The 14,567-nt window shown below is 61.8% G+C and carries 12 protein-coding genes; 9 read left to right on the forward strand and 3 right to left on the reverse strand.

From position 1 onward, the window contains the following. Positions 1 to 4 precede the first annotated feature (4 nt). The 9 genes from tcyN to M5B44_RS07305 all read left to right on the forward strand — a co-directional run bounded on the left by tcyN (position 5) and on the right by M5B44_RS07305 (position 9,301). Positions 5 to 754 carry an L-cystine ABC transporter ATP-binding protein TcyN gene (gene tcyN / locus M5B44_RS07265; RefSeq protein ID WP_085712691.1) on the forward strand — a complete coding sequence of 250 codons (750 nt, stop codon included), beginning with the start codon at positions 5 to 7 and terminating at the stop codon, positions 752 to 754. Between the two features lie 473 nt (positions 755 to 1,227). Then, the gene (locus M5B44_RS07270; RefSeq protein ID WP_248738675.1) at positions 1,228 to 1,992 is read left to right on the forward strand and encodes a hypothetical protein; all 765 of its coding nucleotides are present in this window, start codon (positions 1,228 to 1,230) and stop codon (positions 1,990 to 1,992) included. A 209-nt stretch (positions 1,993 to 2,201) separates the two neighbouring features. Continuing rightward, complete coding sequence (locus M5B44_RS07275) at positions 2,202 to 3,443, forward strand: SfnB family sulfur acquisition oxidoreductase (protein ID WP_248738676.1); 1,242 nt, start codon at positions 2,202 to 2,204, stop codon at positions 3,441 to 3,443. 38 nt (positions 3,444 to 3,481) lie between these two features. Continuing rightward, positions 3,482 to 4,675, forward strand: a complete 1,194-nt coding sequence (locus tag M5B44_RS07280; protein ID WP_248738677.1) for an SfnB family sulfur acquisition oxidoreductase — start codon at positions 3,482 to 3,484, stop codon at positions 4,673 to 4,675. Beyond that, positions 4,675 to 6,039 (forward strand): LLM class flavin-dependent oxidoreductase, encoded by a 1,365-nt coding sequence (locus tag M5B44_RS07285; protein ID WP_248738678.1) that lies wholly within the window; start codon positions 4,675 to 4,677, stop codon positions 6,037 to 6,039. The genes M5B44_RS07280 and M5B44_RS07285 overlap by 1 nt, the downstream gene beginning before the upstream one ends. A 13-nt stretch (positions 6,040 to 6,052) precedes the next feature. Beyond that, positions 6,053 to 6,862: a MetQ/NlpA family ABC transporter substrate-binding protein gene (locus M5B44_RS07290; protein WP_007952748.1), complete on the forward strand. Its 810-nt coding sequence runs from the start codon at positions 6,053 to 6,055 to the stop codon at positions 6,860 to 6,862. Between the two features lie 2 nt (positions 6,863 to 6,864). Continuing rightward, positions 6,865 to 7,989 carry a methionine ABC transporter ATP-binding protein gene (locus M5B44_RS07295; protein WP_248738679.1) on the forward strand — a complete coding sequence of 375 codons (1,125 nt, stop codon included), beginning with the start codon at positions 6,865 to 6,867 and terminating at the stop codon, positions 7,987 to 7,989. Continuing rightward, on the forward strand, positions 7,979 to 8,623 hold the full coding sequence (locus M5B44_RS07300; protein WP_248738680.1) for a methionine ABC transporter permease: 645 nt from the start codon (positions 7,979 to 7,981) through the stop codon (positions 8,621 to 8,623). Before M5B44_RS07295 ends, M5B44_RS07300 begins: the two co-directional genes overlap by 11 nt. Positions 8,624 to 8,671: 48 nt before the next feature. Beyond that, a complete protein-coding gene (locus M5B44_RS07305) occupies positions 8,672 to 9,301 on the forward strand; it encodes a class I SAM-dependent methyltransferase (RefSeq protein WP_248738681.1) in 630 nt (209 codons plus the stop codon). Between the two features lie 45 nt (positions 9,302 to 9,346). On the opposite strand, the gene M5B44_RS07310 is transcribed toward M5B44_RS07305, so the two are convergent. Genes M5B44_RS07310 through M5B44_RS07320 form a run of 3 tightly spaced genes read right to left on the reverse strand, consistent with a single transcriptional unit; the run spans position 9,347 to position 14,561 of the window. Beyond that, positions 9,347 to 12,400 carry an efflux RND transporter permease subunit gene (locus tag M5B44_RS07310; RefSeq protein WP_248738682.1) on the reverse strand — a complete coding sequence of 1,018 codons (3,054 nt, stop codon included), beginning with the start codon at positions 12,398 to 12,400 and terminating at the stop codon, positions 9,347 to 9,349. After that, positions 12,397 to 13,461: an efflux RND transporter periplasmic adaptor subunit gene (locus M5B44_RS07315; protein WP_248738683.1), complete on the reverse strand. Its 1,065-nt coding sequence runs from the start codon at positions 13,459 to 13,461 to the stop codon at positions 12,397 to 12,399. Before M5B44_RS07315 ends, M5B44_RS07310 begins: the two co-directional genes overlap by 4 nt. Next, positions 13,458 to 14,561 (reverse strand): efflux RND transporter periplasmic adaptor subunit, encoded by a 1,104-nt coding sequence (locus M5B44_RS07320; RefSeq protein ID WP_085712681.1) that lies wholly within the window; start codon positions 14,559 to 14,561, stop codon positions 13,458 to 13,460. Before M5B44_RS07320 ends, M5B44_RS07315 begins: the two co-directional genes overlap by 4 nt. Positions 14,562 to 14,567: the final 6 nt, after the last annotated feature.

Raw genomic sequence — 14,567 nt, forward strand, 5'->3', positions numbered from 1 at the left:
CCCCATGATTGTCGTGGAAAAACTGACAAAACAGTTCAAGGGTCAAGTCGTGCTCAACGGCATCGATCTTGAAGTGAAGGAAGGCGAGGTCGTGGCCATCATCGGCCCCAGCGGCTCGGGCAAGACCACGTTCCTGCGCTGCCTGAACTTCCTCGAACAACCCACCAGTGGCCGGATCAAGGTCGGCGATATCGAAATCGATACCGGCCGCCCCTTGAACCAGCAGCAGAATCTGGTGCGCACCTTGCGCCAGCACGTGGGCTTCGTGTTCCAGAACTTCAACCTGTTCCCCCACCGCACCGCTCTGGAGAACGTCATCGAAGGCCCGATCGTGGTCAAGAAGACGCCTCGCGACGAAGCCATCGCCCTGGGCAAGAAGCTGCTGGCCAAGGTCGGCCTGGCGGGCAAGGAAGACGCCTACCCACGGCGCCTGTCCGGCGGTCAGCAACAGCGCGTGGCGATTGCCCGGGCGCTGGCGATGGAGCCGGAAGTGATCCTGTTCGACGAACCGACATCGGCCCTCGACCCGGAACTGGTGGGCGAAGTACTGGCGACCATTCGCGGTCTGGCCGAAGAAAAACGCACCATGGTTATCGTGACCCACGAAATGGCATTTGCCCGTGACGTGGCCAACCGCGTGGTGTTTTTCGATAAAGGCGTGATCGTCGAACAAGGTGAAGCCAAGGCGCTGTTCGCCAATCCGAAAGAAGAACGCACACGACAGTTTCTCAGCAAGTTTCGCAACAACGGCTGAGAACTTCGCCTGCACCCTCACTCACTTCCATGGATGGAAGTAGTGTTCTCCCCGATATACAAATCACTCTCAAAACATAAACTACCCAACCCTTGAAAAGGCAGTACATATATATGTCCTGCAACAACTCCCCGCGCATAAAATTCGCCGCGACCTGATTCCATCCCTCACCAGAACGCACGGTCAAACACGCTGAAAACCGCGAAAACCTGTAGCCTCTTTCCGCTCCCTGCCTAGTCCGACTGCTACAACAACGTAGGAACCTTCTGATTAATCCGTAATTCACGGATTAACTAAACCACTCGCTTGACACCTCTTCCGGCGAACTCTTATCTAGTCGTCAACCAGCGCACGCTAGTTCAACAAGACACTTTCAAACTTGTACGCAACTCCTAAGTTTTATTGCCGATCAATTCACGCCATTCGTTCTTTCAGATACGGACTTCGCTGCAAGGCTTCAAGGAGAGAAACCGATGACCTGCATTTCAAACATCCCGCTATTGCCACCACCGACCCTGGAGCAAACCCACGGGGCTGGAATCAACCTCATGGCGGCCGCCAACCTGTCGGTCGAAATCGGACCTTATGACGATATGGACAGCGGCGATCTGATCGAGCTGTTCTGGGATGACTGCTATGTCGCTTCCCGTGTGCTCACTGCCGGCGATATCGGAAGCACGGTCAGCCTCAGGGTGCCGGAGAGCTTCATCGTCAACGGTTCACCCTGCGTGCACTATCGGGTCATGCAGGTCGGGAGAAACCCGGCGCTGTCGGCCGGCGCCCGGTTCCAGGTGAAGCTCGACTGCCCGGGCGGGCAGTTCGCAACAGGCAGCGCAGAGGAAAACCAGTATTTGCTGCCGGTCAGCCTTCCAGACGTCATCCGCCGGCGCGGGGTCAACCCGAGCCAGATCAAGCGCGGCGTCCCGCTGACCATCGAGCCTTACCTGAACATGGCCGAGGGTGACGAAATCACCCTGCGCTGGGGTGATGCACGAATGGATCTGCCCCCTGTCACGCAAGCCGATGTCGGCCAGGGAATCCAGGTCTGGGTGCCACCGGCAGTCATCGTCGAAGCGGGCGAAGACCTGCGGCTTGACGTGACCTATTGCATCATCGACCGGGTCGGCAACAACTCGCGCTGGGCACCGCCCCGCACCCTGAAGATTGGCTGCGTGAATCCTTATCTGAAAGTGCCCTTGAGGCAAATACCCATGGCTGCGGAGCGCAAAGCCAAGTGAGCTTTCGATCGTCTATACATATTCCTAAAAGTTAGTTTATTTAAATTTTATACGCGCTTAGGGTATATGAACCGGACCACCGGACATTCTTTCGTTCGCCGCACTTTTGCGGCGTTTTTCATGAGATGTGAGGTAGGTAACATGGTCCGGAACCCAATCACCCCAGTGCAGATCGCCAGGGCATTGCGTGCAGCCAAGGAGTGGCACTGATGTCCAGTCTGGCAGACGCAAACGTCCAGAGTGACCTGGACATCGCCCCGTTGTTGTTGCCCGCGCAAGTGCTGCGCAACGACGCTCAAGCCATCAAGGCTGCACAGGAGCTGGCGCAAGTCGCCCGCGTGCAGGCCGCCAAACGCGACCGCCAGCGCAAGCTGCCGTGGTCGGAGATTGAGCAGTTCACCCGCAGCGGCCTGGGCAGCATCGCCATCCCGCGCGAGTACGGCGGCCCGCAGGTTTCCTTCGTCACCCTGGCCGAGGTGTTCGCGATCATTTCCGCGGCCGACCCGGCGCTGGGACAAATCCCGCAGAACCAGTTCGGCATCATCAACCTGATCCTCGGCAGCGCCACTGAAGAGCAGAAACAGCAGTTGCTGCAGAGCGTGCTCGAAGGCTGGCGCATCGGTAATGCCGGGCCGGAGCGCGGCACCAAGGACACGCTGGAACTGAAAGCGCGTATCACCGCCGACGGCGATGACTACGTGATCAACGGCCAGAAGTTCTATTCCACCGGCGCCCTCTTCGCCCATTGGGTGGCGGTCAAGGCACTCAACGACGACGGCAGGCAAGTCCTGGCTTTCGTCCGTCGCGGCACGCCGGGATTGCGCATCGTCGATGACTGGTCGGGTTTCGGCCAGCGCACCACCGCCAGCGGCACGATCCTGCTGCACAACGTGCGGGTCGATGCAGGCCTCGTGGTGGATAACTGGAAGATCAACGAAAAGCCCAACACCCAGGGCGCGGTTTCGCAGCTGATTCAAGCGGCCATCGACGCCGGCATCGCCCGTGGCGCCATCGATGACGCCATCGAATTCGTCAAGACCCGTGCCCGGCCGTGGATCGACGCCAAAGTCGAGCGGGCCAGCGACGATCTCTACGTGATCGCCGACATCGGCAAACTGAAAATCGAACTGCACGCCGCCGAAGCGCTGCTGCGCAAGGCCGGGCAAGTGCTCGATCAGGTGCACGCCGCACCGCTGACCGCCGAGTCCGCCGCCCGCGCCTCGATTGCCGTGGCCGAAGCCAAGGTACTGACTACCGAGATCTCGCTGCTGGCCAGCGAAAAGCTTTTCGAACTGGCCGGCAGCCGCGCCACCCTCGCCGAATTCAACCTCGACCGCCACTGGCGCAACGCCCGGGTCCACACCCTGCACGACCCGGTGCGCTGGAAATACCACGCGGTCGGCGCTTACCGCCTGAACGGAAAACTTCCGGCTCGCCATTCCTGGATCTGACGACCAGAACACTTTTGACCAGATCTCTGGAGAAACACATGACTCTTTCCCATCCCGTCGCGGTCATCACCAGCGACGAGCAAGCCCTGATCGTCGCCAGCGACCTGGCCGAAGACTTCCAGCGCGACAGCAACCTGCGCGACCGCGAACGCCGCCTGCCGCTGCCGGAACTCGACGTGTTTTCCCGCTCCGGCCTGTGGGGTATCAGCGTGCCCAAGGAGTACGGCGGCGCCGGCGTGTCCAACGTGACTCTGGCCAAAGTCATCGCCCTGATCGCCCGGGCCGATGGCTCGCTGGGGCAGATTCCACAGAACCATTTCTATGCCCTCGAAGTGCTGCGGGTGAATGGCAGCCACGAGCAAAAACAACGTCTGTACGCCGAAGTCCTCGCCGGTCAGCGTTTCGGCAACGCCTTGGCAGAACTGGGCACCAAGACTGCCCATGACCGAGTCACCAGCCTCAAACGCGACGGCAGCGGCTGGCGCATCAACGGCCGCAAGTTCTATGCGACCGGCGCCATTTATGCCCAACGCATTCCGACCTCAGTGGTCGATGAAGATGGTGTGCAGCAACTGGCCTTCGTCCCGCGCGACAGCAAAGGCCTGACCGTGATCGACGACTGGAGCGGCTTCGGCCAGCGCACCACCGGCAGTGGCTCTGTGGTGTTCGAAGATGTGTATGTCACCGCCGAAGATATCATCCCGTTCCAGAGCGCTTTCGAGCGCCCGACCACCGTCGGCCCGCTGGCGCAGATCCTTCACGCCGCCATCGACACCGGCATCGCCCGCGCCGCCTACGAAGATGCATTGCACTTCGTGCGCAGCAAGACCCGGCCGTGGATCGACTCGGGCAACGACAAGGCCACCGAAGACCCGCTGACCCTCAAGAGCTTCGGCCACCTGAGCATCCGCCTGCACGCCACTGAAGCCCTGCTCGAGCGCGCCGGCGAATTCCTCGACGCGGCTCAGGCCGAGACCAACACCGAAACCGTTGCGGCAGCTTCGATTGCCGTCGCCGAAGCACGGGCGATCAGCACCGAAATCTCCCTGGCCGCCGGCAGCACGCTGTTTGAACTGGCCGGCAGCCAGGCCACCCTGATCGAACACGGCCTCGACCGCCACTGGCGCAACGCCCGGGTGCACACCCTGCACGACCCGGTGCGCTGGAAGTATCACGCGGTGGGCAATTACTACCTCAACGATGAAAACCCTCCGCTGCGGGGGACCATCTGATGAGCAAGAAAAAGATCCTGCTCAATGCGTTCAACATGAACTGCATCGGCCACATCAACCACGGGCTGTGGACGCATCCACGGGACACCTCGACCCAATACAAGACCATCGAGTACTGGACCGAACTGGCGCAACTGCTGGAACGCGGGCTGTTCGACGGGCTGTTCATCGCCGACATCGTCGGCGTGTACGACGTCTACCAGAACTCGGTGGACGTCACCCTGAAAGAGTCGATCCAGCTGCCGGTCAACGATCCGCTGTTGCTGGTGTCGGCGATGTCCGCGGTGACGAAAAACCTGGGTTTCGGTCTGACCGCCAACCTCACCTACGAGCCGCCGTATCTGTTCGCCCGGCGCATGTCGACCCTCGATCACCTGAGCCGTGGAAGGGTGGGCTGGAACATCGTCACCGGTTATCTGGACAGCGCCGCCAAGGCCATGGGCCTGAGCGAACAGGTCGAGCACGACCGGCGTTACGACCAGGCCGACGAGTACCTCGAAGTGCTCTACAAACTCTGGGAAGGCAGTTGGGAAAACGGTGCGGTGCTCAACGATCCACAGCAGCGGATCTACGCGCAGCCGGACAAGGTGCACAAGGTCGAGCACAAGGGCGAGTTCTATCAGGTCGAGGGGTATCACCTGTGCGAGCCGTCACCGCAGCGCACGCCAGTGCTGTTCCAGGCTGGCAGTTCGGATCGCGGTCTGCTGTTCGCCGGGCGTCATGCCGAGTGCGTATTCATCAGCGGTCAGAACAAGCCGTCGACCAAAGTGCAGGTGGACAAGGTCCGCGCCAGCGCCGTCGAGGCAGGTCGCAATCCCGAAGACATCAAGGTGTTCATGGGCCTCAATGTGATCGTCGGCGAGACCGAGGAAGCGGCCTGGGCCAAACACGCCGAGTACCTCAGCTACGCCAGCGCCGAAGCAGGCGTGGCGCATTTTTCGGCGTCCACCGGGATCGATTTTTCACAGTACGAAATCGACGAGCCTATCCAGTACGTGAAGAGCAACGCGATCCAGTCCGCCACCAAAAACCTGCAGAACAACGACTGGACCCGCCGCAAATTGCTCGACCAGCACGCCCTCGGCGGACGCTACATCACCGTGGTCGGCTCGCCGCAGCAAGTGGCGGATGAACTGGAATCGTGGATCGCCGAAACCGGCCTCGACGGCTTCAACCTGACCCGCATCGTGACCCCGGAAAGCTATGTGGATTTCATCGACCTGGTGATTCCGGAACTGCAACGGCGCGGCTCGTACAAGACCGCCTACGACACCGGCAGCCTGCGGGAAAAACTGTTTCACGGCGAAGCACATCTGCCGCAGCAACACACCGGCGCCCACTACCGACACACCTCCTCGCACTGACTGGAAAACCACCATGACCAAGAAGCTCCTGTCCCACCCAGTCAAAGCACTGGCCCTGGCCTTCGGCCTGTTCAGCTCGGCGGTGTTCGCCGCCGATGCGCCGTTGAAAATCGGCACCACCGCAGCCTTCGCGATCCCGCTGGAAGCGGCCGTCGAAGAGGCTTCCAAACAAGGCCTGAAAGTCGAGCTGGTGGAGTTCACCGACTGGATCGCGCCGAACGTCAGCCTCGCCGCCGGCGACATCGACGTGAACTACTTCCAGCACATCCCGTTCCTGGAAAACGCCAAGGCCGCCTCCGGTTTCGACCTGGTGCCGTTCGCTCCGGGGATCATCAACAACGTCGGCCTGTACTCGAAGAAATACAAAAGCTTCGACGAGTTGCCTGAGGGCGCCAGCGTCGCCATCGCCAACGACCCGATCAACAGCGGACGCGGCCTGCAACTGCTGGCCAAGGCCGGTCTGATCACCCTGAAACCGGGCGTCGGCTACAAGGCCACCGAAGACGATATCGTCGCCAACCCGAAGAAGATCAAGATCCTGCAAGTCGAAGCCGTGCAACTGGTACGCGCCTACGATGATGCCGATCTGGTCCAGGGCTACCCGGCCTACATCCGCCTGGCGAAGACCTTCGATGCCGGCTCAGCGCTGCTGTTCGACGGCCTCGACCACAAGGAATACGTGATCCAGTTCGTGATCCAGCCAAAGAGCAAGACCGACCCGCGTCTGATCAAGTTCGTCGACATCTACCAGCATTCGCCGGCCGTTCGCGCCGCGCTGGATAAGGCCCACGGCAAGCTGTACCAGGCCGGTTGGGAAAGCTGAGGATGACGGCAGCCATTCAACGGCGACTGGATCTTCCGGAGCCACCCGCGTTTGCACAGCGCACCGAGCTGCATCCCGAACTGAACCGCGCCCATGTGCGCTTCGTCGGCCTCGGCAAAACCTACGACGGCAAGCAAGGCCCGGTCGCCGCCCTGCAAGGCATCGACCTGGCGATCCAGCGCGGAGAAGTGTTCGGCATCATCGGTCGCAGCGGCGCCGGCAAGTCGTCGCTGATCCGCACCATCAACCGCCTCGAACAACCGACCTCGGGCCGGGTGCTGATCGATCAGGTGGACATCGGCGAGTACGACGAGGATCGCCTCGTCGCCCTGCGCCGGCGGATCGGCATGATCTTCCAGCACTTCAACCTGATGTCGGCAAAAACGGTGTGGCAGAACGTCGAACTGCCGCTGAAAGTCGCCGGTGTCCCGAAGGAACAGCGGGAGAAAACGGTTCGCGAACTGCTGGAACTGGTGGGCCTGCAAGCCAAGCACAAGGCCTATCCGGCGCAGCTGTCCGGCGGGCAGAAACAGCGCGTCGGCATTGCCCGCGCACTGGTGCACGACCCGGACATTCTGCTGTGTGACGAAGCCACTTCGGCGCTGGATCCGGAAACCACCCAGTCGATCCTCGGCCTGCTGCGCGAGATCAACAAACGCCTGGGCCTGACCATCGTGCTGATCACCCACGAGATGGCGGTGATCCGGGAAATCTGCGACCGCGTCGTCGTGCTGGAACATGGCCGCGTCGTCGAACAAGGCCCGGTCTGGGAAGTGTTCGGCAACCCGCAGCACGAAGTCAGCCAGACCTTGCTCGCACCGCTGCAACACGCCTTGCCCGAAGAATTGCAAAGCCGTTTGCAGGCGCAACTGTCATCGTCCGATGCGTCCGTGGTGCTGCGTTTGCAGTTCACCGGCAGCCAGCAGGACGAACCGGATCTGGCCGCGCTGTTCGCCGCCCTCGGTGGCCGGGTGAAATTGCTCCAGGGTGGCGTGGAACGGATTCAGGGCCACGCGCTCGGGCAACTGTTGCTGGCGGTGGCAGGCTCGAAGCTGAACGCCGAGGAACTGCGTCAGCGTGCCAGCCAGTGGGCACAACGCACGGAGGTGTTGGGTTATGTGGTTTGATCGCTTGCTGCAGGGTTTCATCGACACGTTTCTGATGGTCGGCGTGTCATCGTTGATCGCGTTGCTCGCCGGGATTCCCATGGCGGTGATTCTGGTCACCAGCGACAAGGGCGGCATCTACGAAGCACCGGTGCTGAATCGTGCTCTGGGTGCGTTCGTGAATCTGTTTCGCTCGATTCCGTTTCTAATCCTGATGGTTGCGCTGATTCCGTTCACCCGGCTGATCGTCGGCACCACATACGGTGTGTGGGCGGCGGTCGTACCGTTGACCATCGCGGCCACGCCGTTTTTTGCGCGGATTGCCGAAGTGAGCCTGCGCGAAGTCGACCACGGCTTGATCGAAGCCGCGCAAGCCATGGGCTGCCGGCGCTGGCATATCGTCTGGCACGTGTTGTTGCCCGAAGCGCTGCCGGGCATCGTTGGCGGGTTCACCATTACGCTGGTGACGATGGTCAACTCATCGGCGATGGCCGGAGCGATTGGTGCCGGCGGTCTGGGCGACATCGCCTATCGCTACGGCTATCAGCGCTTTGACAGCCAGATCATGCTGACCGTGATCGTACTGCTGGTGGCGCTGGTGGCGGTGATTCAACTGGGCGGCGACCGTCTGGCGCGAGGGTTGAACAAGCGCTGAATTGCATGGCGTATAGTCGGCAACATCCTTTGCCAGCGCAGTCCGACCATGAAACAGACGCCTATCGATCTGGAACAGATCACCTCCACTACCCTCGGCCACTACAACTCGGTGGCCGAGGATTTTCGTGAAGGCACCCGCGACCATGATGTCAGCCAGAACATCGACGCCCTGCTGCGGCATATTCAGGCTGAAGCGCCGTTTTCCATTCTCGACTTCGGCTGCGGGCCGGGCCGGGATTTGCAGACCTTCACCCGTTTGGGTCACGTCGCCGTCGGCCTCGATGGTGCGGAAAAATTCGCGCAGATGGCCCGGGAGGACAGTGGCTGTGAAGTGTGGTGCCAGGATTTTCTGAAGCTGGATCTGCCGGCAGAGCGCTTCGACGGGATCTTCGCCAACGCGGTGCTGTTTCATGTGCCGTTGCAGGAGTTGCCACGGGTTTTAAAGCAGTTGCACGGGACACTGAAACCGGGCGGCGTGCTGTTCAGCTCCAATCCACGCGGGGACAATCGTGAGGGCTGGAACGGGCCGCGTTATGGCTCGTATCACGATCTGGAAGCCTGGCGCGGTCTGTTAACCGCTGCCGGGTTTGTCGAGCTGGAACATTACTACCGGCCGGCGGGGCTGCCGCGGGAGCAGCAGCCGTGGCTGGCGAGTGTCTGGCGCAAAACGGTGTAACTCGTTCGGATCTCATCGCCAGCAGGCTGGCGATGAGCGCTCGCCTTACTGTGCCTCTTTCTTCGGCTCGCGAATCTTGTACCAGGCCACATACAGCGCCGGCAGGAACAGCAGCGTCAGCAATGTCGCCACCACAATCCCGCCGATCATCGCGTAGGCCATCGGCCCCCAGAACACTTCCCGGGCGATCGGGATCATGCCCATGCTCGCCGCCGCAGCGGTCAGCAGAATCGGCCGGCGTCGATGCTCGGTCGCTTCCACCACCGCATCCCAGGGCGAGTAGCCCTTGTGCTCGAACTCCTCGATCTGCGTCACGAGAATTACCGAGTTGCGGATGATGATGCCGATCAGCGCCAGAATCCCGAGGATCGCCACGAAGCCCATCGGCGTACCGGTCGGCACCAGCGCCAGCACCACGCCGATCAGCCCCAGCGGCGCAACACTGGCCACCAGGAACAGCTTCTGCACGCTGTGCAGCTGGATCATCAGGAAGGTCGCCATCAGGAACAGCATCAGCGGCAAGACCTTGGCAATCGGCCCCTGGGCCTTGCCGCTCTCTTCGACCGTACCGCCGGTGGCGACCTTGTAGCCCACCGGCAGTCTGGCGGCGAAGTCATCGATGGTCGGCTTGAGGACTTTCACCAGATCGGTCGGCTGGATTTCATCGCGCACCGAAGCCTTGATGGTGATGGTCGGCAAGCGGTCGCGACGCCACACCAGCGGCTGCTCCAGTTCATAACGCACGGTGGCGAAGGCCAGCAGCGGAATCGACGTGCCGTTGGGCGTGACGATCTGCAGGTTCTGCAGGGTTTCCGGTGTACCGCGTTCGGAATCCACCGCCCGCCCGACCACATTGACCAGGTAGATATCGTCGTCGACCTGAGTCAGCGGCGAGCCACTGACAATGCTGTTCATCAGGTTGGCCACATCCTCCGAGGACAGGCCGAGCTGCCGCGCCTTGTCCTGGGCGATGTCGATGCGCAGGACTTTGCCGGGCTCGTTCCAGTCGTAGATGATCTCGCCGATGTGCGGGCTCTTGTCCAGTTCGGTGGCCAGGTCGATGGCGTGTTTGCGCACCTGATCGATGTCCTTGCCGCTGACCCGGTACTGGATCGGACGCCCCACCGGCGGGCCCATTTCCAGGGCCTGAACGTAACTGCCGATGCCGACGAAGTCCTGGCGCAGGCGATCACGCAGGCGCTGACTCAAGGCTTCCCGGGCCTTGAAGTCTTTGCTGACGATCACCAGTTGCGCGTAGTACGGATTCTGCAGTTGCTGATCCAGCGGCAGGTAGAAACGGATCGCACCCTGACCGATGTAGGTGCTCCAGCGCACGATATCCGGGTCGCCCTTGAGCGTGGCTTCGAGCTTGTCGACCGCCTTGCGGGTTTCATCGATCGAGGCGTTTTGCGGCAGGTTCAGGTCGACCAGGATTTCCGGGCGGTCGGAAGACGGGAAGAACTGGTTCTGTACAAAGCGCATGCAAAACACCGAGAGCACGAAGCACAGCACGGTGATGCCGATGCACCACCAGCGGTTGCGCATCGACCACAACAAACCGTGATTGAACGCTCGCCCGATACGCCCCGGCTCCGCTTCGTGGGGCTTCACGTTGGTGCTGAGAATGTGCACGCCAATCACCGGCGCGAAGAACACCGCCACAATCCATGACACGATCATCGCCACCGCGATCACCGCAAACAGTGTGTAGGTGTACTCACCGGCGGAGCTGGCGTTGAGTCCGATGGGCACGAAACCGGCCACGGTCACCAGCGTGCCGGTGAGCATCGGGAACGCCGTGGAGGTGTAGGCGAACGTCGCCGCCTGCTCCTTGGTCTCGCCCATTTCCAGCCGCGTGACCATCATTTCCACGGTGATCATCGCGTCGTCCACCAGCAGCCCGAGAGCGATGATCAGTGCTCCGAGGGAAATCCGCTGCATGGTGATGCCGCTGTACTCCATGTACACGAACACCATCGCCAGCACCAACGGGATCGAGCACGCCACCACCAGCCCGGCCCGCACGCCGAGGCTGATGAAGCTCACCACCAGCACGATGACCACCGCTTCGAACAGCGCGCTGGTGAAACCGCCGACGGCTTCTTCCACCACCACCGCCTGATCGGAAACGGTGTGCACGCCAACGCCTACCGGCAAGTCGGCGGTGAGTTGATCGATGCGCGCGTGCAGCGCTTTACCGAAAGCCTGGACGTTGCCGCCCTTCTGCATGGCGATTGCCAGACCGATGGCCGGCTTGCCGTCGAAGCGGAATTCCGGGGTGGCCGGATCGACGTAACCCCGGCTGATTTCAGCGATGTCGGCCAGACGATAGAAGCGGTCATTGAGTTTGAGATTGACCTCGGCCAGGTCCTTTTCCGAGGCGAACTGCCCGGACGTCCTCACCGAAATCCGCTCGGGCCCGGCCTCGATCACACCCGCCGGGGTCACGGCGTTCTGCGATTGCAGGCTCTGCACCACTTGCCGTTGATCGATGCCCAGCGCCGCCAGTTTGCGGGTGGAGAAGTTCAGATAGATCACTTCATCCTGCTGGCCGACCATCTCGATCTTGCCCAGCCCGGGCACATTACGAATCTCGGCGCGCGCCTGTTCCACATAATCGCGCAGTTGCCGCATCGTCAGGCCGTCGGCGGTGAACGCGTAGACCGAGCCGAACACATCACCAAACTCATCGTTGAATCCCGGCCCTTGAATCCCTTGGGGAAACTGGCCGCGAATGTCGTCGATCTTCTTGCGCACCTGGTACCAGATCTCCGGGATGTCCTTGGCGCTGGTGGTGTCGCGCAGGTAGACGTAGACCGTGGATTCTCCGGGGCGGGTGTAGCTTTTCACGTAGTCGAGGGAGTCGAGCTCTTCGAGTTTTTTCTCGATGCGGTCGGTGACCTGTTTGAGCGTTTCCTCCTGGGTCGCGCCCGGCCATTTGGTCTGGATCACCATGGTCTTGATGGTGAACGACGGGTCTTCCTCGCGCCCCAGATTGAAGTACGAGAACACCCCCATCAGCAGCCCGACGAACATCAGGTACCAGACGAACGACTGATGCTTGAGGGCCCATTCGGAGAGATTGAAAGACCCTTTCATTGACTGTCCTCGTCGAGTTTCACGGCTTGTCCGGGTTTGAGGCTGTTGACGCCGGCGCTGACCACACGCTCGCCGGACTTGACCCCGCCGGCCAGCACCACGGTGCTGTCGGTGCGGCTGGTCACGCTGACGTCGCGCGGGGCAACGGTTTTGCTTTGCGGGTCGATCACCCAGATCCGGGTTTTGCCGTCGGCCTCCTGCAAGGCTGTCGCTGGCAATTCGATTCGCGGCTTGATCGCCGAACTGAGGGTCACGCTGATTGCAGTGCCAAGGCGGAAGCCCGGTGGCGTGCTGGCCAGGGTCAAGCGAGCGCGGCGGGTACGGGTGGCGCTTTGTGCCTGAGGTTCGATTTCACGGATGACGGCGGTGGTGTTGATACTCGGATCGAGTTGTGCGGCCACCAGAAACACCACGTCACTGGGAATCTGATCGACCAGCGTGTCCGGCAGATCGATCACCGCTTCCTTGATATCCGGCTGCGCCAGCGTCACCACTTGCTGGCCGGCCGTCACCACTTGCCCTGCTTCGGCGTTCCACGCCGTGACCACGGCTTTGTGGTCGGAGCGCAGTTCGGTATAGCCGAGCTGATCCTTGCTCTGGTTGACCGCCGCCCGCGCCTGGTCGAGGGATGCCTGGGTGGTTTTCAGATCGGTGGTGGCGATGTCCAGTTGCGCCTGGGCGCCGACCCCACGATCAAACAGCGCCTGCTGACGCCGGGCATTGGCCTGGGCGTTGATCAGTTGCGCCTCGACTTTCGCCAGATCGCCCTGGGCCGAGCGCAACTGGTTCTGCTGGTCGGAAGGGTCTAGGGTGGCGAGCAAGGTGCCCTTCTCCACCTCGGCCCCCACGTCGACGTTACGGCTGGCAATCCGGCCGCCGACGCGGAAACCGGTGTTGCTCTCGTAACGCGCCTGAATGCTGCCGGCGAAACGACCGAGGGTTTCCTCGTTCAGCGCTTGTACCTTGATCGACAACACCGGCCGCACCGGTTCGGGCGGTGGCTCGCTCTTGGAACAGGCAACCAGCAGCAGCCCGACAGACGTCACCCACAAAGACTTCATGGCTGTGCTCCCGGTTGCAGTTCCTTGTAGGTGTTCTCGGCGATCTCGACTTTCATCCCCGGATGCAGCAGCTGCCCACCGGCAACGATGACTTTTTCGCCGCCCTTGAGCCCTTCGCTGATGATCACGTGGCCGGTCAGGTAACGGCCGACAGTGACGTTGTGCAGTTGCGCCTCACCCTTGTCGTCCACCATCCACACCGCCGGTTCGCTGATGTTCTTGGTCAGCGCCGACCAAGGCAGCTCCACCGCCGATTTACCGCTGCCCTTGGCGGTGGCGCTGACCACCGAACCGAGCTGCATGCCCTGAGGCAGGCTGTCGAGGGTGACCTTGACCTGCACCGTGCCGGACTGCGCCGACACCGCCGGGGTGATTTCGCGCACGGTGCCGGTGGTCTTGATGGCGGGGTTGTCGAGCAGGCTGACGACAATCGAACGCTCGGCCGGACGCTCGGCCAGCAGGGATTCGTACACGTTGAACACCGCGTCGCGGTCGCCGTCCCGGGCCAGGCTGAAGATCGGCGCCGTGGCCTGCACCACCTGACCGACCTCGGCCTGACGCTGGGTGATGATGCCCGGCGCATCGGCGATCAGCGCGGTGTAACTCAGTTGATCCTTGGCATTGGCCAACTGCGCCTGAGCCGCGCTCAACGCACTCTGGCTGCTGCGCAATGCCGCTTGCGCGGAATCGTATTCGCTCTGGCTGGTGTAGCCCTTGGGCAACAGTTTCTGCTGGCGGACGAACGCGGCAGCGCTCTGTTTGACCCGCGCCTGCTCGGCCAGCACCTGGGCCTGGGCGGAGTCAACGTTGGTCTGCAAATCCTTGGGATCGAGTTTGGCCAGCACTTGTTTGGCCGAGACACGGTCACCGACATCGACCATGCGCTGGATGATCTTGCCGCCGACCCGGAACGACAATTCGGTCTGCACCCTGGCCTGAACGTCACCGGTAAGGGTCACGGATGCCGCGAAATCCGCGGGCTTGACCACTTGCACGAAAACTCGCGGCAGATACTCCTGGGGCGCCTTTTTTTCACCGCAGGCGGCGAGCAAAGCGAGCAGGCCCAACAGGGCGGCTGTTTTCAATCCGGGACTCGCCATGCAGAC

The sequence above is a fragment of the Pseudomonas sp. MWU12-2029 genome (genome assembly GCF_023242425.1).
In the GTDB taxonomy this organism is placed as follows: domain Bacteria; phylum Pseudomonadota; class Gammaproteobacteria; order Pseudomonadales; family Pseudomonadaceae; genus Aquipseudomonas; species Aquipseudomonas kribbensis.